This is a genomic window from Citrobacter sp. Cpo045 (genome assembly GCF_030332875.1).
GTDB lineage: Bacteria > Pseudomonadota > Gammaproteobacteria > Enterobacterales > Enterobacteriaceae > Citrobacter > Citrobacter portucalensis.
The window spans coordinates 22,412-44,341 of sequence record NZ_JAOWGZ010000091.1 but is presented as its reverse complement, the minus strand read 5'-3'; the positions used below and the strand labels follow the sequence as shown (position 1 = coordinate 44,341).

Below are 21,930 nucleotides of genomic sequence, written 5' to 3'. Positions count from 1 at the left end.
TAAATCCTCACAACAGACCTGGTGGGGGCAGGCGCTAATTTATCTGTGAAAGCGCATTACAGAGTTGTTTTGCGGCGAGGATAATACGCGGGCTCGCGCGTTCGAACCAGTCACTATTAAGTGTAATAATGGGTATTTTTAGCTGGTTTCCCCAGTATTGCTCAATTTTCAGAGTTTCGCCTGGACCGCCGGTTGCAACAATAGCCTGGGGGGCTCGTGCCAGGACCTGCTCACGGCTAACCTGCGGCCAGGGAACCCGACTACCGGCAAAGATGTTTTCTCCGCCGCATACCTCAAGAACTTCGTGCTGAATAGAACCTTTTCCACTGGTAAACAGAGGATTGGCACCAAACTGGAGAAACACGCGTTTTTTCGGTTTGTTGGCATACTGAGATTTAAGTAAAGCATAGTCATCAAGCATGGTTTGCGCCGCTTGTTTAGCTTGTTCAGGCTTGGGGCTCCATGCTGCCAATTGGCGTAGCGCATCGGCAACCTGCTCAATGGTAACGGCGTCCACCCAGATGACCTTAATTCCCAGAGAGGTCAGTTGATTCACCTGCCGCTCAGCATTTCCCCCGCGCCAGGCGACGACCAAATCAGGTTTCAGCGCCACAATACGTTCAAGATTCATCCCTTGCCAGGTTGAGACTTCCTCAATACTTTTGGCTTCTGGCGGGTAGTTAGAATAGCTGCTGACGCCAACGGGGGTAATGCCAGCGGCAAAAGCGAGTTCAGTATTGGCAGGAGAAAGCGTCACAACACGCGGCGCGGCGTAAAGGAACGCCGGGAGAGTGAAAAGCAGGGCGACCAGCGCCCTGGAGAGTAATTTAGCCATGCGCCAGTTTCTGTACCAGCGTTTCAACCATCAGGCTTGACTGCTTCGCGGCAACCACCAGGAATTCGTCAAAGCTGAGATGGGACTGCTGATCGGCAACGTCAGAGATGGCGCGAACCACGACGAACGGTACGTTAAAGTTATGGCAAACGTGCGCAATAGCGGTGGCTTCCATCTCAACGGCAATCGCCTGTGGGAAGTTGTGCTTAATTTTAGCCAGCCCTACGGATCCATTAATGAAGGCATCGCCGCTGACGATAAGCCCACGAACGGCATGCAGATTCAGTTCCGCAATGCAGGATTCTGCTGCGGCAACCAGCGCAGGATCGGCTTTAAAACCCGCCGGGCAGCCCGGTAGCTGACCAAATTCATAGCCAAAGGCAGTGACGTCGGCGTCGTGATAGCGCGCTTCGTCAGAAACTACGATATCCCCGACTTTCAGCGTAGAGGCCAGGCCGCCCGCTGAACCGGTATTAATGATGGCGTCCGGCTTGCAGCGTTCAAGCAGCAACGAAGCGCCCAGTGCCGCAGCCACTTTACCGATACCCGATTTCAGCAGCGCAACCTCTGTACCGTTCAGTTGGCCGGTGTAAATTTCACAACCGCCGAGCGCGATGGTCTGACGGTTTTCGATTTTGTCACGCAGCAGCGTAACTTCTTCTTCCATTGCACCAATGATGCCGATTTTCATAGATTTACTCGCGATAAGCCAGATTTGAGGGCATAGTCTATCATGCGCTTAAGGGGTAGCGCATTTCTCAGGCGGGAGAGGACATGGCACAGATCGATTTCCGAAAAAAAATAAACTGGCATCGTCGTTACCGTTCGCCGCAGGGCGTGAAGACTGAGCATGAGATCCTGCGTATTTTCGAAAGCGATCGCGGACGTATTATCAATTCACCGGCCATTCGCCGACTGCAACAAAAAACGCAGGTCTTTCCGCTGGAGCGTAATGCGGCAGTACGCACGCGCTTGACGCACTCGATGGAAGTTCAGCAGGTTGGGCGCTATATCGCGAAAGAGATCCTCAGCCGACTGAAAGAACTAAAGCTGCTTGAGCTGTATGGCCTGGATGAACTGACAGGGCCATTTGAGAGTATTGTCGAAATGTCCTGCCTGATGCATGACATTGGTAATCCGCCGTTTGGCCATTTTGGGGAGGCGGCAATTAATGACTGGTTCCGCCAGCGGCTGTATCCCGCAGATGCAGAAAGTCAGCCCCTAAGTGATGACCGTTGCCAGGTGACGGCATTACGGTTGCGTGAAGGCGAAGAGTCGCTGAATGATATTCGCCGTAAGGTACGCCAGGACCTGTGCCATTTTGAAGGCAATGCGCAGGGTATTCGCCTTGTGCATACGTTGATGCGTATGAACCTTACCTGGGCGCAGGTTGGCGGTATTTTAAAATATACCCGTCCGGCGTGGTGGCGCGGCAGTGCACCCGAGACACACAACTATTTAATGAAGAAGCCGGGTTATTACCTTTCTGAAGAACCGTATATTGAGCGGTTGCGTAAAGAATTATCATTAGCGCCTTACAGTCGCTTTCCATTAACCTGGATTATGGAAGCTGCCGATGATATCTCTTATTGCGTGGCGGATCTGGAAGATGCCGTTGAGAAAAGAATCTTTAGCGTCGAGCAACTTTATCACCACCTGCATGAGGCGTGGGGGCAGCATGAAAAAGGTTCCCTGTTTAGCCAGGTTGTTGAAAACGCCTGGGAGAAGTCACGTTCAAATACATTAAGCCGGAGTACCGAAGATCAGTTCTTTATGTATTTACGCGTCAATACGCTGAATAAACTGGTGCCATATGCGGCCCAGCGGTTTATTGATAATTTGCCGCAGATTTATGAAGGCAGCTTTAATCATGCGCTGCTAGAAGATGCAAGTAGCTTCAGCCAGTTACTGGGTGTTTATAAAAATGTGGCGGTAAAACATGTGTTTAGCCATCCGGATGTTGAACAACTGGAACTACAGGGCTATCGGGTGATCAGCGGGTTGCTGGAGATCTATCAGCCGTTATTAAAAATGTCTCAGTCAGATTTTTCTGAACTGGTCGACAATGAAAGAGTAAAACGTTTTCCTATCGAGTCCCGTTTATTTCAGAAGTTGTCTACCCGCCATCGTCTTGCGTATGTTGAGGCGGTTAGTAAAATATCGACGGGGTGCGCCGAGTATTCGGTTCTGGAATATTATTATCGCTGTCGGCTGATTCAGGATTATATCAGCGGAATGACAGATTTGTATGCCTGGGATGAATATCGTCGCTTGATGGCCGTAGAACAATAAATACTCATTTGTAAAGACGGACAATAAAATTTTACTTTTTCCTTAAACTTAATTCTGGAACTTAGCGCTATAAAACGACTCTGACGTATACAGCAATTTTGCGTTACCTGTTAATCGAGAACGAAACACATGAAAAAAACCACATTAGCAATGAGTGCACTGGCTCTGAGTTTAGGTTTGGCGTTGTCCCCCCTGTCTGCTACAGCGGCTGAGACGTCGTCTTCAGCAATGACCGCCCAACAGATGCCAAGCCTGGCCCCGATGCTCGAAAAAGTGATGCCATCGGTGGTAAGTATTAACGTCGAGGGGAGCACGACGGTAAATACGCCGCGCATGCCGCGTAATTTCCAGCAGTTCTTCGGTGATAATTCACCGTTCTGCCAGGACGGTTCTCCGTTCCAGAGTTCTCCGTTCTGCCAGGGCGGCGCACCGGGCGCTGACAATGGCGGCGGCCAGCAGCAGAAATTTATGGCACTCGGTTCCGGCGTAATTATTGATGCCGCGAAAGGGTATGTCGTGACCAATAACCACGTGGTAGATAACGCCACGGTGATTAAAGTTCAGTTGAGCGATGGTCGTAAATTTGACGCGAAGATCGTGGGTAAAGATCCGCGCTCCGATATCGCGCTGATCCAAATTCAGGATCCGAAAAACCTGACGGCGATTAAGCTGGCAGATTCCGATGCGCTGCGCGTGGGTGATTACACCGTGGCAATTGGTAACCCGTTTGGCCTCGGCGAAACGGTGACTTCCGGTATCGTTTCTGCACTGGGCCGTAGCGGCCTGAATGCGGAAAACTACGAAAACTTTATTCAGACGGATGCTGCGATCAACCGGGGTAACTCCGGTGGTGCGCTGGTCAACCTGAACGGTGAGCTGATCGGTATTAACACCGCGATCCTCGCGCCGGACGGCGGTAACATCGGTATCGGTTTTGCGATCCCAAGCAACATGGTGAAAAACCTGACCTCGCAGATGGTTGAGTTTGGCCAGGTTAAACGCGGTGAGCTGGGCATTATGGGTACCGAGCTGAGCTCTGAGCTGGCGAAAGCGATGAAAGTTGACGCTCAGCGTGGCGCATTCGTCAGCCAGGTGATGCCGAACTCTTCCGCAGCGAAAGCGGGGATTAAAGCCGGGGATGTGATTACCTCCCTGAACGGCAAACCTATCAGCAGCTTCGCCGCCCTGCGTGCGCAGGTCGGTACGATGCCGGTTGGCAGCAAAATCACCCTGGGTCTGCTGCGTGACGGCAAGCCGGTCACCGTGAACCTGGAATTGCAGCAGAGCAGCCAGACTCAGGTTGACTCCAGCTCTATCTTTAAAGGCATCGAAGGTGCCGATATGAGCAACAAAGGCCAGGACAAAGGTGTCGTGGTAAGCGACGTGAAACCGAATTCTCCGGCTGCACAGATTGGCCTGAAGAAAGGGGATGTGATTATCGGCGCGAACCAGCAGCCGGTGAAAAACATCGCTGAACTGCGCAAAATCCTCGACAGCAAACCGGCTGTACTGGCGCTGAACATTCAGCGCGGTGACAGCTCCATCTATCTGTTGATGCAGTAATCTCCCTCAACCCCTTCCTGTACAGGAAGGGGTTTCTTTTTGTGATACTTCCCACAACTCCATACTTCTCCCTTTCGCTTTGTGCATTTGCACAATGTCGCCGCTTATTATCTTCCCTATGCTTGAGCTCTGCTCACAGGAGGGGTTTATGGCTGGTTGGCATCTTGATACCAAAATGGCGCAGGATATCGTGGCGCGTACCATGCGCATCATTGATACCAATATCAACGTAATGGATGCCCGTGGGCGGATAATCGGCAGCGGCGATCGCGAACGTATTGGTGAATTGCACGAAGGCGCGCTGCTGGTGCTTTCGCAGGGTCGGGTGGTCGATATCGACGATGCGGTGGCACGTCACTTGCACGGTGTACGACAGGGGATAAACCTGCCTCTACGTCTGGAAGGCGAAATCGTTGGCGTTATCGGCCTTACCGGCGAGCCGGAGCATCTGCGCAAATACGGCGAGTTAGTATGTATGACCGCCGAAATGATGCTGGAACAGTCGCGCTTGATGCATCTGTTAGCGCAGGATAGCCGTCTGCGTGAAGAGCTGGTGATGAACCTGATTCAGGCGGAAGAGAATACGCCAGCGCTGATGGAATGGGCCCAGCGTTTAGGCATTGATTTGAACCAGCCACGCGTGGTGGCGGTGTTGGAGGTCGATAGTGGCCAGCTTGGCGTTGACAGTGCGATGGCGGAGTTACAGCAATTGCAGAATGCGTTGACCACACCCGAACGTAATAATCTGATTGCGATTGTTTCCCTGACCGAGATGGTGGTGCTGAAACCGGCGCTCAATCAGTTTGGCCGCTGGGACGCTGAAGATCATCGTAAGCGCGTTGAGCAGCTTATTGCCCGTATGAAAGAGAACGGACAGCTGCGTTTTCGCGTATCGCTGGGCAACTATTTTACCGGGCCCGGTAGCATTGCCCGTTCGTATCGTACGGCGCGCACTACCATGATGGTCGGCAAGCAGCGGATGCCGGAAAGCCGTAGCTATTTCTATCAGGATTTGATGCTGCCAGTACTGCTGGACAGCCTGCGCGGCGGCTGGCAGGCCAATGAGCTGGCGCGTCCGTTGGTGAGGCTGAAAGCGATGGATAACAATGGGTTGCTGCGTCGGACATTGGCGGCATGGTTTCGTCATAACGTCCAGCCGCTGGCCACCTCAAAGGCACTGTTTATTCACCGCAATACGCTGGAATATCGCCTGAATCGTATTTCAGAACTGACCGGGCTGGATCTGGGGAATTTTGACGACAGACTGCTGCTGTATGTGGCGTTACAACTGGATGAACAACATTGATTAACTGCCTGATGGCGCTACGCTTATCAGGCCTACGAGGATATACCTATAGGCCGGATAAGGCGTAAGACGCCGCCATCCGGCAACAAACGGCTTATTTACGCGTCAGTTTTTCCAGATCGGCTTCAATTTCGCTGATCTTGTTGGTCACGACGCTTTCGAGATGACGTAAATCATCAAGGATCTTGCGTTTAAGATCGACTTCGCTGCGATCGCGCTGGCAGATCTGATCCAGTTCATCGATCACATAGCGCAGGTTGGGACTGATCTCCTGCACTTCTTTGTAACCCTGGCCGATGCCATCAGCTACCACCGTTTTGCGCTGACGGGGATATTTGAACTTCACGCTCTTGGCAAAAAACTCGCCTTTATCCTTTTGGAAATAGATTTTCAGGATATCGTTGTTGGCTTCTTGCCGCAGGCTGTAACGATCGATCTCTTCAGGATTAGTAATGCCCAGACTTTTCAGATTGTCATACATAGCGGTACCCTTAAGCTCACTATAACCATTGAATAATTAACGAAAAGCCTTGTTTATGCCACTCGCAGATGTAAAAAAAGCGGGCTAAGCCCGCTTTTTCAAATCGCTGTTAGTCGATAGTGCGCAACAGTTCGTTGATTCCCACTTTGCCACGCGTTTTGGCATCGACTTTCTTCACAATCACCGCGCAGTACAGGCTGTATTTACCATCTTTCGACGGCAGGTTGCCGGAGACGACCACGGAGCCTGCCGGAACGCGACCGTAATGCACTTCGCCAGTTTCGCGATCGTAAATACGGGTGCTCTGACCGATGTACACGCCCATGGAGATAACAGAACCTTCTTCGACGATCACGCCTTCAACCACTTCAGAGCGTGCGCCGATGAAGCAGTTGTCTTCGATGATGGTTGGGTTAGCCTGCAACGGCTCCAGTACGCCGCCGATGCCAACGCCGCCGGACAGGTGTACGTTTTTACCGATTTGCGCACAGGAACCGACTGTCGCCCAGGTATCAACCATCGTACCTTCATCAACATAAGCGCCGATGTTTACGTAAGATGGCATCAGCACGGTGTTACGGGCGATAAATGCACCCTGACGCACGGCCGCAGGCGGAACCACGCGGAAACCTTCCTTCTGGAAGCGCGCTTCGTCGTAGTTGGCGAATTTCATCGGTACTTTATCGAAGTAACGGCTTTCCGCACCTTCGATGACCTGATTATCGTTAATACGGAAAGAGAGCAGGACCGCCTTTTTCAGCCACTGATGCGTGACCCACTGACCCTCAATCTTCTCTGCGACGCGCAGTGCACCGGAATCCAGTAAAGAAATAACCTGATTCACCGCTTCGCGGGTTACGGTATCTACATTTGCCGGAGTAATGTCGGCACGGCGCTCGAAAGCGGACTCAATAACGTTCTGTAACTGCTGCATTGTTAAACTCTTTCCATAATAAATAAAAACATCACCCTTTATCGTTTGGATTGAGGGCCTCTGTCAACCGTTGATGCACTTCCTGCTGCAGCTCATTATTAAGGGCGCGCCGGTCGGCGGTGGCGATTATGAATAAATCTTCTACTCGCTCGCCAATGGTTGTAATTCGGGCGCCATGCAGCGAAATTCCCAGATCGGCAAAAATCTGCCCGACCCGCGCCAGCAGGCCGGGCTGGTCGAGAGCGATAAGCTCCAGGAATGATTTTCGGTCGGTATGGGTCGGCAAAAAGGTGACCTCAGTATCGACGGTAAAGTGGCGTAATTTTGCCGGCTGGCGACGCGGTTGCGGTGGCTGCCAACTGCGCTGCGTGATGGCCTGTTCCAGTCCAAAACGGATCGCTTCGTGTCGATCTGAAGACAACGGGCTGCCGTCCGGTTCCAGCACGATGAACGTATCCATCGCCATCCCATCGCGGGTAGTGAAAATCTGCGCATCGTGGACGCTAAGATTACGCCTGTCCAGTTCAGCGCAGACGGCGGCAAACAGGTAAGGGCGGTCAGGGCTCCAGATGAAAATTTCTGTCCCGCCGCGCGTGGCCTGTGGGCTGAGCAGGATCAGCGGCTTGCTGAGATCGTGTTGCAGCAGATGGCGCGCATGCCAGGCCAGCTGATTTGGGCTGTGACGCACGAAGTAGTTGGCGCGACAGCGTGACCAGATGTGGTGCAACGCTTCTTCATCAATGTTGTCCATTCGCAGTAGCGCCAGCGCCTGAAGCTGATGATGGCGTACACGCTCACGCATATCCGGCGTATTTTGCATGCCACGACGGAGTTGTTTTTCCGTTGCGAAGTACAGCTCGCGTAACAGGCTTTGCTTCCAGCTATTCCACAGCGTTTCGTTGGTGGCGCAAATATCCGCGACGGTCAGACACACCAAAAAGCGCAGACGGTGTTCCGTTTGTACCTCTTCGGCGAATTGCTTAATTACTTCGGGATCCTGAATATCGCGGCGCTGAGCGGTCACCGACATCAGCAAATGCTGGCGCACCAGCCACACGATCAGCTGCGTTTCGCGGGAATTCAGGCCGTGCAGTTCGGCGAACTTGAGCACGTCCTGAGCGCCGAGCACCGAGTGATCGCCGCCGCGACCTTTGGCGATATCGTGGAACAGCGCGGCAATCAGAATCAACTCCGGCTGTCGCAGACGCGGCCATAGATCCACGCATAGCGGATGGCGCTGACGGGTCTCTTCGTTGGCAAAACTTTCCAGCTTGAGCATTACGCGGATGGTGTGTTCATCCACCGTATAGGCATGAAACAGGTCAAACTGCATTTGGCCGACTATATGCGACCATTGCGGCATATAAGCCCACAACACGCTGTGGCGATGCATTGGCAGCAGACCGCGGCTCACCGCACCCGGATGACGCAACATACTGAGAAACAGCGATCGCGCTTCCGGGATGTAGCACAGCGGCTGCGTTAAATGACGGCGGGCATGACGCAAATGGCGCAGCGTGGTGGAGTAAATCCCGCTGATCGCGCTGTTACGCACCATGATGTAAAACATCCGCAGTATCGCTTCTGGTTTGCGGATAAACAGATCGTCGTTGCGCAGATCGATCAACGTGCCGCGCAGTTGGAAGTCGTCATCAATCGGGCGCGGTTTTTCATCGGCGGGCATGGCGAGGATCGCCTCGTCGAACAGTTGCAACAGCATGTGATTCAGTTCGCTGACCCGTCGGGTGACGCGGAAATAGTCTTTCATCATCCGCTCGATAGGCTCGTTGCCTTCGCCGCCGTAGTTTAGCCGTTGCGCCACGCTGAGCTGGCGGTCAAACAGCAGGCGGTTGTCGTAACGACTAACGACCAGATGCAGGGCGAAGCGAATCCGCCACAGGATATGCAAACATTCATTCAGCTCGGCGCGTTCAGCCAGTGTCAAAAAGCCGAAGCCGACCATTTCGTCCAGTGAGGTGGCGCCAAAATGGCGACGCGCCACCCATTGCAGGGTATGGATATCGCGCAGGCCGCCGGGACTGCTTTTGATGTCCGGCTCCAGGTTGTAGCTGGTGCCGTGATAGCGCTGGTGGCGCTGATTCTGCTCTTCCACTTTAGCGGCGTAAAACTTGTCGGAAGGCCAGAAACCTTCGCTAAAAATATGCTTTTGCAGCTCCAGAAACAGCGCCACATCGCCGATCAGCAAGCGTGTTTCAATCAGGTTGGTGGCGACGGTTAAATCTGATAATCCTTCCAGCAGACACTCTTCCAGCGTACGCACGCTATGCCCAACCTCCAGCCTCACGTCCCATAGCAGCGTTAACAGCTCACCGACTTTCTCGGCCTGCGCATCAGGCAGCTTTTTACGACTCAGGATCAGCAGGTCAATATCGGAAAGCGGGTGCAGTTCGCCTCGCCCGTAGCCGCCAACGGCAACCAGCGCCAGATCGGCTATTTGCCCGAACCCAGCTTCTATCCACAAACGCTGTAGCAGTTGGTCAATAAATTCGGTGCGGGCCTCAATGAGCTGTTCTGCGGAAATTCCACTGTCAAACGCTTCGCCTAACCAGTTCTGGAAGGTGTCGATATGCGCTTTAATGCCAGAGCAGTTGAGATCTTGCTGTGGCCATGTCCCTGGGTTTTGCGGTTGGCCAGGCAGGGTGGGGAGGGCAGTATTTGCGTGCTGTTCAGGAAGAGTATTCATTATGCGCCACCCATTAAAAAGCCGGATGATGGCGTGAACGCCTTATCCGGCCTACTAAGTAGTACAATTTGTAGGCCTGATAAGATGCGAATGCATCGCCATCAGGCAAAACATTATTCGCCGTGTGTGATGATCGCCGGGATGGTGTCATCCTTGCGTAACGTCAGAATTTCACAGCCGTTTTCCGTCACTACAATAGTATGCTCGTACTGTGCAGACAAGCTCCGGTCTTTGGTTTTCACCGTCCAGCCGTCTTTCATGGTGCGGATGCGGTAATCACCGGCATTCAGCATCGGTTCTATGGTGAACGTCATGCCCGGCTGCAGTACCACACCACCGTCGTCTGCATCGTAGTGCAGAACCTGTGGCTCTTCATGGAAGCCGCGACCGATACCGTGACCGCAGTATTCACGAACAACAGAGAAACCTTCGCCTTCCGCGTATTTCTGAATCGCAGCGCCCAGCGTGCGCAGGCGAATGCCCGGTTTTACCATTCGCAGCGCCAGGTACAGGCTTTCCTGTGTGACGCGGCACAGACGCTCGCCCAGAATAGTAGGTTTGCCGACGATAAACATCTTGGAGGTATCGCCGTGGTACTCGTCTTTAATCACGGTTACGTCGATGTTGACGATGTCGCCGTCTTTCAGAAGTTTGGCGTCGTCCGGGATCCCGTGGCACACGACTTCATTAATAGAGATACATACGGATTTCGGATAGCCGTGATAGCCCAGGCAGGCGGAAATAGCCTGCTGCTCATTCACGATGTAGTCATTACAGAGGCGATCCAGCTCGCCGGTGCTGACGCCCGGTTTAACAAACGGCGCGATCATTTCCAGTACATCAGCGGCCAGGCGGCCAGCGACGCGCATTTTTTCGATTTCTTCAGGGGTCTTGATTGAGATAGCCATAAATTCTGTCCATCAGTGCCGATGATATCGGCAATAATTGTTTAAGTGCTGCCAATGGTATCAGTCTGGGGTGTACCCTGCCAAATTGAGAATCATTCTGAACTTCGCCTTTCGTGCCACAGATGCGTTGGCTACATTTTTTCACCCCAGTCACTTACTGGTTGTAAGCTCCCGGGGATTCAAAAATTTGCCGCCTTCCTGTAACACGAAATTCATCGTTCATTCAGCACAGACCGCCAACAATTATTGGTGTCGGTGGCGTATTTGTGGTATAAAGCGCGCCGGACTTCCGATCCATTCGAAGACTACACACGATGGACGGGAGCGACAAATCTCACTTTGTGTAACAACACACACGTATCGGCACATATTCCGGGGTGCCCTTTGGGGTCGGTAATATGGGGTGCGTGGAGGCTTAACCCCAACTTTTATATATAGAGGTTTTAATCATGGCAACTGTTTCCATGCGCGACATGCTCAAGGCTGGTGTTCACTTCGGTCACCAGACCCGTTACTGGAACCCGAAAATGAAGCCGTTCATCTTCGGTGCGCGTAACAAAGTTCACATCATCAACCTTGAGAAAACTGTACCGATGTTCAACGAAGCTCTGGCTGAACTGAACAAGATCTCTGCTCGTAAAGGTAAAATCCTTTTCGTTGGTACTAAACGCGCTGCAAGCGAAGCGGTGAAAGAAGCTGCTAACAGCTGCGACCAGTTCTTCGTGAACCATCGCTGGCTGGGCGGTATGCTGACTAACTGGAAAACCGTTCGTCAGTCCATCAAACGTCTGAAAGATCTGGAAACTCAGTCTCAGGACGGTACTTTCGAAAAGCTGACCAAGAAAGAAGCGCTGATGCGTACTCGTGAGCTTGAGAAACTGGAAAACAGCCTGGGCGGTATCAAAGACATGGGCGGTCTGCCGGACGCTCTGTTCGTAATCGATGCTGACCACGAGCACATTGCTATCAAAGAAGCAAACAACCTGGGTATCCCAGTATTTGCTATCGTTGATACCAACTCTGATCCGGACGGTGTTGACTTCGTTATCCCGGGTAACGACGACGCAATCCGTGCTGTGACCCTGTACCTGGGCGCTGTAGCTACTACCGTTCGTGAAGGCCGTTCTCAGGATCTGGCTTCCCAGGCGGAAGAAAGCTTCGTAGAAGCTGAATAATAAGGCACGCTCGTTAGAGCGACCCCTTATATATCCAAGATAATTCGAGTTGCAGGAAGGCGTTGACGCAACGAATCCCCCGGAGCTTACATAAGTAAGTGACTGGGGTGAGTAAGGAAAACAACGCACCTGCAGCTGGAAGAATGACGGATATAGGCCAGGTAGTATCACGTTTGGTTAGGGGGCCTGTATATGGCCCCCTTTTTCACTTTTAAATCTGTGCGGTTTCATGCCGGGCAGATCAAATCTTCCGAGGATTTTAGAATGGCTGAAATTACCGCATCCCTGGTAAAAGAGCTGCGTGAGCGTACTGGCGCAGGCATGATGGATTGCAAAAAAGCACTGACTGAAGCTAATGGCGACATCGAGCTGGCAATCGAAAACATGCGTAAGTCCGGTGCAATCAAAGCGGCGAAAAAAGCAGGCAACGTTGCTGCTGACGGCGTAATCAAAACCAAAATCGACGGCAACATCGCTTTCATTCTGGAAGTTAACTGCCAGACTGACTTCGTTGCTAAAGATGCTGGTTTCCAGGCATTTGCTGACAAAGTACTGGACGCTGCCGTTGCTGGCAAAATCACTGACGTTGAAGTTCTGAAAGCACAGTTCGAAGAAGAACGTGTTGCTCTGGTTGCTAAAATCGGTGAGAACATCAACATCCGTCGCGTTGCTTCCCTGGAAGGCGAAGTTCTGGGTAACTACCAGCACGGTGCTCGTATCGGTGTTCTGGTTGCTGCAACTGGCGCTAACGAAGAACTGGTTAAACAGCTGGCAATGCACGTTGCTGCAAGCAAACCAGAATTCGTTAAACCGGAAGACGTTTCCGCTGAAGTGGTAGAAAAAGAATACCAGGTTCAGCTGGACATCGCTATGCAGTCTGGCAAGCCGAAAGAAATCGCAGAGAAAATGGTTGAAGGCCGCATGAAGAAATTCACCGGCGAAGTTTCTCTGACCGGTCAGCCTTTCGTCATGGAACCGAGCAAATCTGTTGGTCAGCTGCTGAAAGAGCATAACGCTGACGTAACTGGTTTCATCCGCTTTGAAGTGGGTGAAGGCATCGAGAAAGTTGAGACTGACTTTGCAGCAGAAGTTGCTGCGATGTCCAAGCAGTCTTAATTTTTAAAGGAGCCGCCTGAGGGCGGCTTCTTTTTGTGTCTGGCTTGTAAATTCAGCGAACCGCTATAGTGGTCATGCTGAAAAGCGACATACAATGTCGCCGGAATTAACTCATCTCATTCGTTGACAGTCTCAGGAAAGAAACATGGCTACCAATGCAAAACCCGTCTACAAACGTATTCTGCTTAAGTTAAGTGGCGAAGCTCTGCAAGGTTCAGAAGGCTTCGGTATTGATGCAAGCATCCTCGACCGCATGGCTCAGGAAATCAAAGAGCTGGTTGAGCTGGGTATTCAGGTTGGCGTAGTGATTGGTGGTGGTAACCTGTTCCGTGGCGCTGGTCTGGCGAAAGCGGGGATGAACCGCGTTGTGGGCGACCACATGGGCATGTTAGCCACCGTAATGAACGGTCTGGCGATGCGCGATGCGCTTCACCGCGCCTATGTGAACGCTCGCTTGATGTCCGCAATTCCTCTGAACGGCGTGTGTGATAACTACAGCTGGGCCGAAGCTATCAGCCTGCTGCGTAACAACCGCGTTGTTATTTTGTCTGCGGGTACCGGCAATCCGTTCTTCACCACCGATTCTGCAGCCTGCCTGCGCGGTATTGAAATTGAAGCGGATGTGGTTCTGAAAGCCACCAAAGTCGATGGTGTATTTACTGCCGACCCGGCTAAAGATCCAACGGCGACCATGTACGAACAGTTGACCTACACTGAAGTACTGGATAAAGAGCTGAAAGTAATGGATCTTGCCGCGTTCACGCTGGCTCGTGACCACAAATTACCGATTCGTGTCTTTAACATGAACAAACCAGGTGCACTGCGCCGTGTTGTTATGGGTGAAAAAGAAGGCACGTTAATCACGGAATAATTCCCGTTGCGGCTAAATGCAGGTAATATTCCGCTTTAATGTCGCGGGATACGTCCCTCAAAATTAATCAAGACTATACTTGTCACATCTTGCGTGGCGGGTATGGTCTGACTGAAACAAGCTTTCAAGGATTCGTAACGTGATCAACGATATCAGAAAAGATGCTGAAGTACGCATGGACAAATGCGTCGAAGCGTTCAAAAACCAAATCAGCAAAATTCGCACGGGTCGTGCTTCTCCTAGCCTGCTGGATGGTATTGTCGTGGAATATTACGGCACGCCGACTCCGCTGCGCCAGCTGGCAAGCGTAACGGTTGAAGATTCCCGTACCCTGAAAATCAACGTATTTGACCGTTCTATGGGTCCAGCCGTTGAGAAAGCAATCATGGCTTCCGACCTCGGTCTAAATCCAAGCTCTGCGGGCTCTGACATCCGCGTTCCGCTGCCGCCGCTGACCGAAGAACGTCGTAAAGATCTGACCAAGATCGTACGTGGTGAAGCTGAAGGCGCGCGTGTTGCGGTACGTAACGTACGCCGCGATGCAAACGACAAAGTGAAAGCGTTGTTGAAAGAAAAAGAGATCAGCGAAGATGACGATCGCCGTTCTCAGGACGACGTACAGAAACTGACTGACGCAGCAATCAAAAAAGTTGATGCGGCGCTGGCAGAGAAAGAAGCAGAACTGATGCAGTTCTGATTCGCCTGTACGCTAAAAACGCCGCTTAGAAGGCCTGAGAAGGCTGGATGGCGGCGTTTTGCTTTTTTCTGTCTACATACTCTAAATAATTCAAGTTGCAGGAAGGCGGTGACGCCAAAGGCCGAGTAAAGCCAACGTACATGCAACTTGAAGTATGACGAGTAAAATTCTTCTGGATGTCCGATGAAGCAATTAACCATCCTGGGATCAACCGGTTCCATTGGTTGCAGTACGCTGGATGTAGTACGCCATAACCCGGAAAAATTTCGTGTTGCTGCGTTGGTGGCGGGTAAAAATGTTGCCCGTATGGTAGAGCAATGCCTGGAGTTTGCGCCTCGCTATGCGGTAATGGATGATGAAAAAAGCGCGGCACAGGTAAAAGCTGCTCTTTTGGCACAGGGTAGCCGTACCGAGGTGATGAGCGGGCAGCAGGCTGCCTGTGATATGGCTGCGCTGGATGATGTTGATCAGGTCATGGCGGCGATTGTCGGCGCAGCGGGTTTGCTGCCGACGCTGGCGGCAATTCGTGCGAGCAAAAGCATTTTGCTGGCGAATAAAGAATCTCTGGTGACCTGCGGTCGTCTGTTTATGGACGACGTGAAACGCCACAAAGCGCAGCTTTTGCCGGTAGATAGCGAGCATAACGCGATTTTTCAGAGTTTACCGCAACCTATCCAACACAATCTGGGATACGCTGACCTTGAGCAAAACGGCGTCATGTCAGTTCTGCTTACCGGGTCTGGTGGCCCATTCCGTGAAACGCCATTGCGCGATCTGGTCTCTATGACCCCCGATCAGGCATGCCGTCATCCGAATTGGTCGATGGGACGAAAAATCTCTGTCGATTCCGCCACCATGATGAACAAAGGTCTGGAATACATTGAAGCGCGTTGGTTATTTAATGCCAGCGCAAGCCAGATGGAAGTGCTGATTCACCCGCAGTCGGTTATTCATTCGATGGTCCGTTATCAGGATGGTAGTGTTCTGGCGCAGTTGGGTGAACCTGATATGCGTACACCTATTGCCCATACGATGGCATGGCCAGAACGTGTGACGTCCGGTGTTAAGCCTGTCGACTTTTGCAAACTCAGTGCGTTGACGTTTTCCGCACCTGATTACCAGCGTTATCCGTGCCTGAAACTGGCGATGGACGCGTTTGAGCAAGGTCAGGCGGCGACGACCGCACTCAATGCCGCGAATGAAATTACCGTTGCCGCATTCCTGGCGCAGCAGATCCGATTTACCGATATTGCCGATCTCAATTTATCTGTACTGGATAAGATGGATTTGCAGGAACCACAGAGTGTTGACGACGTGTTGAAGGTCGATGCCATCGCGCGGGAAGTCGCCAGAAAAGAAGTGATGCGACTCTCAAGCTGATGATAATCCCTCTACGGAGAATCGTGCTATTTGTTAGCGTTGGGCTTCAGTGATATAGTCTGCGCCACCCGATCGCGGGTATTTGCTTTTTTTCGGTCGGGTAAGCCGTGGTTTGACACGGCTTTTTTGTGGATAGGCTTCAGTATTCCTGAGTACCGTAAATCCTTTCAGGGACTAATAACGCGTTATGTTGTCTGCAACTAAACCATTAAGCGAAAATTTGCCAGCACATGGTTGTCGCCATGTCGCAATTATCATGGATGGCAATGGCCGCTGGGCGAAAAAGCAAGGGAAGATTCGCGCCTTTGGGCATAAGGCTGGAGCAAAATCCGTCCGCCGGGCTGTCTCTTTTGCTGCCAATAACGGTATTGATGCGTTAACGCTGTATGCCTTTAGCAGTGAGAACTGGAACCGACCTGCGCAGGAAGTGAGCGCGTTAATGGAACTGTTTGTGTGGGCACTTGATAGCGAAGTGAAAAACCTGCATCGCCATAACGTACGCCTGCGTATTATCGGGGATATCAGTCGATTTAACTCACGTTTGCAAGAACGGATTCGCAAATCAGAAGCGATTACCGCCCAGAATACCGGGTTGACGCTGAATATTGCAGCGAATTACGGTGGACGGTGGGATATTGTCCAGGGAGTCAGGCAACTGGCACAACAGGTGCAGGACGGTGTGCTGCATCCTGAGCAAATCGATGAAGAGATGCTTGGGCAGCAAATTTGTATGCATGAGCTGGCTCCTGTGGATTTAGTGATAAGGACTGGGGGAGAGCACCGAATTAGTAATTTTCTGTTGTGGCAAATTGCCTATGCCGAACTTTACTTTACCGATGTTCTCTGGCCCGATTTCGATGAACAAGACTTTGAAGGTGCGCTGCATGCCTTTGCTAATCGTGAGCGTCGTTTCGGCGGCACCGAACCCGGTGATGAAAAAGCCTGATGGGGGTCGCTTTTGCTGAAGTATCGCCTGATTTCTGCTTTTGTTTTAATACCCGTTGTCATCGCGGCGCTGTTTTTGCTGCCGCCGGTGGGGTTCGCCATTGTTACGTTGGTCGTCTGTATGTTGGCCGCCTGGGAATGGGGACAGTTAAGCGGTTTTACCACGCGTACGCAGCGAGTCTGGCTGGCGGTTTTGTGCGGGCTATTGCTGGCACTGATGCTATTTTTGCTGCCAGAGTACCATCGCGATATCCATCAACCGCTGGTTGAAGTATCGCTGTGGGCGTCGCTGGGCTGGTGGGTCGTAGCACTGTTACTGGTATTGTTTTACCCAGAGTCTGCGTCGGTCTGGCGTAATTCCAAAACATTACGCATAATTTTCGGCGTGTTAACCATTGTCCCATTCTTTTGGGGAATGCTGGCGCTACGTGCATGGCACTATGATGAGAATCATTATAGTGGCGCGCTATGGCTGCTGTATGTCATGATCCTCGTCTGGGGAGCGGACTCTGGTGCGTATATGTTTGGTAAGCTATTTGGCAAACATAAGCTGGCGCCGAAGGTTTCTCCTGGAAAAACCTGGCAGGGTTTTTTTGGCGGACTCGCCACTGCGGCCGTAATCTCATGGGGTTATGGCATGTGGGCGAATCTTGAAGTTGCGCCTGTCACCTTGCTCATTTGCTCCATCGTTGCAGCCCTGGCCTCCGTGCTGGGTGACCTGACCGAGAGTATGTTTAAGCGTGAAGCAGGTATTAAGGACAGTGGTCACTTAATTCCAGGACACGGCGGTATTCTGGATCGTATTGATAGCCTGACGGCTGCGGTACCGGTCTTTGCCTGCCTGTTGTTACTGGTGTTCAGGACGCTCTAACGGATGGTCTTATGCTGAGTATTCTCTGGAATTTGGCTGCATTCATCATCGCACTTGGTGTGCTTATCACCGTGCATGAATTTGGTCATTTCTGGGTTGCGCGGCGCTGCGGAGTCCGCGTCGAACGCTTTTCCATTGGCTTTGGAAAAGCGCTTTGGCGGCGTACCGATAAATCAGGTACGGAATACGTCATCGCCATGATTCCCCTCGGCGGTTACGTCAAAATGCTGGATGAGCGCGCTGAACCGGTCGCACCGGAATTGCGCCATTACGCCTTCAACAATAAAACGGTTGGACAACGTGCTGCCATTATCGCCGCGGGTCCGATTGCAAACTTCCTTTTTGCTATTTTTGCTTATTGGCTGGTGTTTATCATTGGTGTCCCTGGCGTTCGTCCGGTTGTTGGTGAAATAACACCCAACTCGATTGCTGCACAGGCGCAAATTCAGCCGGGTACGGAACTAAAAGCGGTTGATGGCATCGAAACCCCTGATTGGGATGCCGTGCGATTGCAACTGGTATCCAAAATTGGCGATGAGCATACGACCCTCAGCGTGGCGCAGTTTGGCAGTAACCAGCGACAGGACAAAACGCTGGATTTACGCCATTGGGCATTTGAGCCAGACAAAGAGGATCCTGTCTCTAGTTTGGGTATGCGTCCGCGTGGTCCGCAGATTGAACCGGTACTGTCAGAAGTGCAGGTTAACTCCGCTGCAAGTAAGGCAGGTTTGCAAGCTGGCGACAGGATCGTTAAAGTCAATGGTCAGTCGCTGACGCAATGGATGACGTTCGTGGCGCTGGTGCGCGATAATCCGGATACGCCGTTAGCGCTAGATATTGAAAGACAAGGAAGTTCCTTGTCTTTAACGTTAACCCCAGATTCAAAACAGGTTAACGGTAAGGCAGAAGGGTTTGCGGGCGTGGTGCCTAAAGTTATTCCTCTGCCTGATGAGTATAAGACTGTACGCCAGTATGGGCCATTCAGCGCCATCCTCGAAGCCTCGGATAAAACGTGGCAGTTGATGAAGCTGACGGTCAGTATGCTGGGAAAATTGATTACCGGTGATGTAAAACTGAACAACCTCAGTGGGCCGATTTCTATCGCCCAAGGGGCTGGGATGTCAGCGGAGTTCGGGATTATTTATTACCTGATGTTCCTTGCGCTTATCAGCGTGAACTTAGGGATAATCAACCTGTTTCCGTTGCCCGTTCTTGACGGGGGGCATCTGCTGTTCCTGGCGATTGAAAAGCTGAAGGGCGGTCCGGTATCCGAGCGGGTTCAAGACTTTAGTTATCGCATTGGCTCTATCTTGCTGGTGTTGTTAATGGGGCTTGCACTTTTCAATGATTTCTCTCGGTTGTAAGAGAGTGTTAGGAAGAACGCATAATAACGATGGCGATGAAAAAGTTGCTCATAGCGTCGCTGCTGTTTAGCAGCGCCACCGTATACGGTGCTGAAGGGTTCGTAGTGAAGGACATTCATTTCGAAGGCCTACAGCGAGTCGCCGTTGGTGCGGCTCTCCTCAGTATGCCGGTGCGCACAGGCGACACGGTTAATGATGAAGACATCAGTAATACCATTCGTGCTCTGTTCGCCACCGGAAACTTTGAGGATGTCCGCGTCCTGCGCGATGGTGATACCCTTCTGGTTCAGGTAAAAGAACGTCCGACGATTGCCAGCATCACTTTCTCCGGTAACAAATCGGTGAAAGATGACATGCTGAAGCAAAACCTCGAGGCGTCTGGCGTGCGTGTTGGCGAGTCTCTGGATCGCACAACGCTTGCCGATATCGAAAAGGGCCTGGAAGATTTCTACTATAGCGTCGGTAAGTACAGCGCCAGTGTGAAAGCGGTGGTGACGCCGTTGCCGCGTAACCGCGTTGACCTCAAGCTGGTCTTCCAGGAAGGTGTTTCGGCGAAGATCCAACAGATCAATATCGTCGGCAACCATGCCTTCTCGACTGACGAACTTATCTCTCACTTCCAGTTGCGTGACGAAGTGCCGTGGTGGAACGTGGTGGGCGATCGTAAATACCAGAAACAGAAGCTGGCGGGCGACCTTGAAACCCTGCGTAGCTACTATCTGGATCGCGGTTATGCTCGCTTCAATATTGATTCCACTCAGGTCAGCCTGACGCCGGATAAAAAAGGCATCTACATTACCGTTAACATCACTGAAGGCGAGCAGTACAAGCTTTCTGGGGTTCAGGTGAGCGGTAACCTGGCCGGGCACTCCGCCGAAATTGAGACCCTGACGAAGATCGAGCCAGGTGAACTCTATAACGGCACCAAAGTGACCAAAATGGAAGATGACATCAAGAAGCTTCTGGGTCGCTATGGCTATGCCTATCCGCGCGTTCAGTCGCAGCCTGAAATCAACGACGCCGACAAAACCGTTAAATTACGTGTAAACGTGGATGCGGGTAACCGTTTCTATGTGCGTAAGATCCGTTTTGAAGGTAACGACACTTCTAAAGACTCCGTTCTACGTCGCGAAATGCGTCAGATGGAAGGCGCATGGTTGGGCAGCGATTTGGTCGACCAGGGTAAAGAGCGTCTGAACCGTCTGGGTTACTTTGAAACCGTTGATACCGATACTCAGCGTGTTCCGGGCAGCCCGGATCAGGTTGATGTGGTCTACAAGGTCAAAGAGCGTAACACCGGTAGCTTTAACTTCGGCGTCGGTTACGGTACCGAGAGCGGCGTGAGCTTCCAGGCTGGCGTTCAGCAAGATAACTGGTTAGGTACCGGTTATTCTGTCGGGATTAACGGCACCAAAAACGACTACCAGACCTATACTGAGTTGTCTGTCACTAACCCGTACTTCACCGTTGATGGTGTGAGCCTTGGTGGCCGCGTCTTCTATAACGACTTTGAAGCGGATGATGCAGACCTGTCCGACTATACCAACAAAAGTTATGGTACAGACGTGACGCTGGGCTTCCCGGTCAACGAATACAACACGTTGCGTGCGGGCCTGGGTTATGTACATAACAAACTGTCCAATATGCAGCCGCAGGTTGCGATGGATCGTTATCTTGAGTCAATGGGTGAGACCAATACCAACAGCTTTGCTGCGGATGACTTCACCTTTAACTATGGTTGGACATATAACAAGCTTGACCGCGGCTACTTCCCAACGGAAGGTACGCGCGTCAACCTGAACGGCAAAGTCACCATTCCGGGTTCTGACAACGAATACTATAAAGCGACGTTGGATACCGCGACCTATGTGCCGATCGATGACGATCATAAATGGGTCGTCCTGGGTCGTACCAAGGTAGGTTATGGAGACGGTATAGGCAGCAAAGAGTTGCCGTTCTACGAGAACTTCTATGCGGGTGGCTCCAGCACCGTGCGTGGTTTCCAGTCTAATACCATCGGTCCGAAAGCGGTCTATAAACCTGGGGCTTACGCCGGCGATACTGACAGCTACGAAGAGTGTACCAATAAAGACGGTTCGTACTGTAAATCAGACGATGCGGTCGGTGGTAACGCCATGGCCGTAGCCAGCCTGGAATTTATTACCCCGACGCCGTTTATCAGCGATAAGTATGCTAACTCGGTCCGTACCTCCTTCTTCTGGGATATGGGTACCGTTTGGGATACTAACTGGCAGGATAGCGATCAAACTCGCGCTATTGGGGTTCCAGATTACGGTGATCCGAGCAATATCCGTATGTCTGCAGGTATCGCGTTACAATGGATGTCCCCATTGGGGCCGTTGGTTTTCTCCTACGCCCAGCCGTTCAAGAAGTACGATGGAGACAAAGCGGAACAGTTCCAGTTTAACATTGGTAAAACCTGGTAACTGTTCTTCGCAAAGGAATGTAGTGGTAGTGTAGCGATGAC

At 51.8% G+C, this 21,930-nt stretch carries 18 protein-coding genes; 12 read left to right on the top strand and 6 right to left on the bottom strand.

Annotated elements, in window-relative coordinates; all coding sequences use genetic code 11:
• Window positions 1–34: 34 nt before the first annotated feature.
• Window positions 35–835 carry a vitamin B12 ABC transporter substrate-binding protein BtuF gene (btuF, locus tag OGY13_RS09015; RefSeq protein ID WP_079934975.1) on the bottom strand — a complete coding sequence of 267 codons (801 nt, stop codon included), beginning with the start codon at window positions 833–835 and terminating at the stop codon, window positions 35–37.
• The gene (gene mtnN, locus OGY13_RS09010) at window positions 828–1,526 is read right to left on the bottom strand and encodes a 5'-methylthioadenosine/S-adenosylhomocysteine nucleosidase (protein ID WP_079934974.1); all 699 of its coding nucleotides are present in this window, start codon (window positions 1,524–1,526) and stop codon (window positions 828–830) included. Before mtnN ends, btuF begins: the two co-directional genes overlap by 8 nt.
• 83 nt (window positions 1,527–1,609) lie before the next feature.
• Between mtnN and dgt the strand changes: the two genes are divergently transcribed.
• The 3 genes from dgt (at window position 1,610) to cdaR (ending at window position 5,996) form a co-directional block, all read left to right on the top strand.
• Complete coding sequence (dgt, locus tag OGY13_RS09005) at window positions 1,610–3,127, top strand: dGTPase (RefSeq protein ID WP_079934973.1); 1,518 nt, start codon at window positions 1,610–1,612, stop codon at window positions 3,125–3,127.
• Window positions 3,128–3,256: 129 nt separating this feature from the next.
• Window positions 3,257–4,690, top strand: coding sequence for a serine endoprotease DegP (gene degP, locus OGY13_RS09000; protein WP_003829191.1), 1,434 nt, complete (start codon window positions 3,257–3,259; stop codon window positions 4,688–4,690).
• Window positions 4,691–4,838: 148 nt separating this feature from the next.
• Window positions 4,839–5,996: a DNA-binding transcriptional regulator CdaR gene (cdaR, locus tag OGY13_RS08995; RefSeq protein ID WP_003829189.1), complete on the top strand. Its 1,158-nt coding sequence runs from the start codon at window positions 4,839–4,841 to the stop codon at window positions 5,994–5,996.
• 94 nt (window positions 5,997–6,090) lie between these two features.
• Here cdaR and OGY13_RS08990 read toward each other — a convergent pair whose 3' ends face one another.
• The 4 genes from OGY13_RS08990 to map all read right to left on the bottom strand — a co-directional run bounded on the left by OGY13_RS08990 (window position 6,091) and on the right by map (window position 11,023).
• A complete protein-coding gene (locus tag OGY13_RS08990) occupies window positions 6,091–6,477 on the bottom strand; it encodes a DUF3461 family protein (protein ID WP_005132126.1) in 387 nt (128 codons plus the stop codon).
• 109 nt (window positions 6,478–6,586) lie between these two features.
• A complete protein-coding gene (gene dapD, locus OGY13_RS08985; RefSeq protein WP_003829186.1) occupies window positions 6,587–7,411 on the bottom strand; it encodes a 2,3,4,5-tetrahydropyridine-2,6-dicarboxylate N-succinyltransferase in 825 nt (274 codons plus the stop codon).
• A 31-nt stretch (window positions 7,412–7,442) separates the two neighbouring features.
• Complete coding sequence (glnD, locus tag OGY13_RS08980; protein WP_003829184.1) at window positions 7,443–10,115, bottom strand: bifunctional uridylyltransferase/uridylyl-removing protein GlnD; 2,673 nt, start codon at window positions 10,113–10,115, stop codon at window positions 7,443–7,445.
• A gap of 113 nt (window positions 10,116–10,228) precedes the next feature.
• The gene (gene map, locus OGY13_RS08975) at window positions 10,229–11,023 is read right to left on the bottom strand and encodes a type I methionyl aminopeptidase (RefSeq protein WP_003829182.1); all 795 of its coding nucleotides are present in this window, start codon (window positions 11,021–11,023) and stop codon (window positions 10,229–10,231) included.
• 449 nt (window positions 11,024–11,472) lie between these two features.
• Between map and rpsB the strand changes: the two genes are divergently transcribed.
• The 9 genes from rpsB (at window position 11,473) to bamA (ending at window position 21,889) form a co-directional block, all read left to right on the top strand.
• Window positions 11,473–12,198, top strand: a complete 726-nt coding sequence (rpsB, locus tag OGY13_RS08970; RefSeq protein ID WP_003018553.1) for a 30S ribosomal protein S2 — start codon at window positions 11,473–11,475, stop codon at window positions 12,196–12,198.
• Window positions 12,199–12,462: 264 nt separating this feature from the next.
• Window positions 12,463–13,314 carry a translation elongation factor Ts gene (gene tsf / locus OGY13_RS08965; protein WP_186413705.1) on the top strand — a complete coding sequence of 284 codons (852 nt, stop codon included), beginning with the start codon at window positions 12,463–12,465 and terminating at the stop codon, window positions 13,312–13,314.
• A 145-nt stretch (window positions 13,315–13,459) separates the two neighbouring features.
• Window positions 13,460–14,185 (top strand): UMP kinase, encoded by a 726-nt coding sequence (gene pyrH / locus OGY13_RS08960; RefSeq protein WP_003018549.1) that lies wholly within the window; start codon window positions 13,460–13,462, stop codon window positions 14,183–14,185.
• Window positions 14,186–14,324: 139 nt separating this feature from the next.
• Window positions 14,325–14,882 (top strand): ribosome recycling factor, encoded by a 558-nt coding sequence (gene frr / locus OGY13_RS08955; protein WP_003018547.1) that lies wholly within the window; start codon window positions 14,325–14,327, stop codon window positions 14,880–14,882.
• Between the two features lie 183 nt (window positions 14,883–15,065).
• Window positions 15,066–16,262, top strand: a complete 1,197-nt coding sequence (ispC, locus tag OGY13_RS08950) for a 1-deoxy-D-xylulose-5-phosphate reductoisomerase (RefSeq protein WP_003829176.1) — start codon at window positions 15,066–15,068, stop codon at window positions 16,260–16,262.
• A 187-nt stretch (window positions 16,263–16,449) separates the two neighbouring features.
• The gene (gene ispU, locus OGY13_RS08945) at window positions 16,450–17,208 is read left to right on the top strand and encodes a (2E,6E)-farnesyl-diphosphate-specific ditrans,polycis-undecaprenyl-diphosphate synthase (protein ID WP_008786266.1); all 759 of its coding nucleotides are present in this window, start codon (window positions 16,450–16,452) and stop codon (window positions 17,206–17,208) included.
• 12 nt (window positions 17,209–17,220) lie between these two features.
• Window positions 17,221–18,078, top strand: a complete 858-nt coding sequence (cdsA, locus tag OGY13_RS08940; protein ID WP_111466091.1) for a phosphatidate cytidylyltransferase — start codon at window positions 17,221–17,223, stop codon at window positions 18,076–18,078.
• 11 nt (window positions 18,079–18,089) lie between these two features.
• The gene (gene rseP / locus OGY13_RS08935; protein WP_060682721.1) at window positions 18,090–19,442 is read left to right on the top strand and encodes a sigma E protease regulator RseP; all 1,353 of its coding nucleotides are present in this window, start codon (window positions 18,090–18,092) and stop codon (window positions 19,440–19,442) included.
• Between the two features lie 29 nt (window positions 19,443–19,471).
• Window positions 19,472–21,889, top strand: a complete 2,418-nt coding sequence (gene bamA, locus OGY13_RS08930; protein ID WP_111466090.1) for an outer membrane protein assembly factor BamA — start codon at window positions 19,472–19,474, stop codon at window positions 21,887–21,889.
• Window positions 21,890–21,930: the final 41 nt, after the last annotated feature.

Bases quoted from the DNA above. Each gene is read 5' to 3' on its own strand.
- bamA (WP_111466090.1), top strand. From the start codon at position 19,472: ATGGCGATGAAAAAGTTGCTCATAGCGTCGCTGCTGTTTAGCAGCGCC.
- map (WP_003829182.1), bottom strand. From the start codon at position 11,023: ATGGCTATCTCAATCAAGACCCCTGAAGAAATCGAAAAAATGCGCGTC.
- tsf (WP_186413705.1), top strand. From the start codon at position 12,463: ATGGCTGAAATTACCGCATCCCTGGTAAAAGAGCTGCGTGAGCGTACT.
- ispU (WP_008786266.1), top strand. From the start codon at position 16,450: ATGTTGTCTGCAACTAAACCATTAAGCGAAAATTTGCCAGCACATGGT.
- pyrH (WP_003018549.1), top strand. From the start codon at position 13,460: ATGGCTACCAATGCAAAACCCGTCTACAAACGTATTCTGCTTAAGTTA.
- btuF (WP_079934975.1), bottom strand. From the start codon at position 835: ATGGCTAAATTACTCTCCAGGGCGCTGGTCGCCCTGCTTTTCACTCTC.
- degP (WP_003829191.1), top strand. From the start codon at position 3,257: ATGAAAAAAACCACATTAGCAATGAGTGCACTGGCTCTGAGTTTAGGT.
- glnD (WP_003829184.1), bottom strand. From the start codon at position 10,115: ATGAATACTCTTCCTGAACAGCACGCAAATACTGCCCTCCCCACCCTG.
- rpsB (WP_003018553.1), top strand. From the start codon at position 11,473: ATGGCAACTGTTTCCATGCGCGACATGCTCAAGGCTGGTGTTCACTTC.
- dgt (WP_079934973.1), top strand. From the start codon at position 1,610: ATGGCACAGATCGATTTCCGAAAAAAAATAAACTGGCATCGTCGTTAC.
- rseP (WP_060682721.1), top strand. From the start codon at position 18,090: ATGCTGAGTATTCTCTGGAATTTGGCTGCATTCATCATCGCACTTGGT.
- mtnN (WP_079934974.1), bottom strand. From the start codon at position 1,526: ATGAAAATCGGCATCATTGGTGCAATGGAAGAAGAAGTTACGCTGCTG.
- cdaR (WP_003829189.1), top strand. From the start codon at position 4,839: ATGGCTGGTTGGCATCTTGATACCAAAATGGCGCAGGATATCGTGGCG.
- dapD (WP_003829186.1), bottom strand. From the start codon at position 7,411: ATGCAGCAGTTACAGAACGTTATTGAGTCCGCTTTCGAGCGCCGTGCC.
- OGY13_RS08990 (WP_005132126.1), bottom strand. From the start codon at position 6,477: ATGTATGACAATCTGAAAAGTCTGGGCATTACTAATCCTGAAGAGATC.
- ispC (WP_003829176.1), top strand. From the start codon at position 15,066: ATGAAGCAATTAACCATCCTGGGATCAACCGGTTCCATTGGTTGCAGT.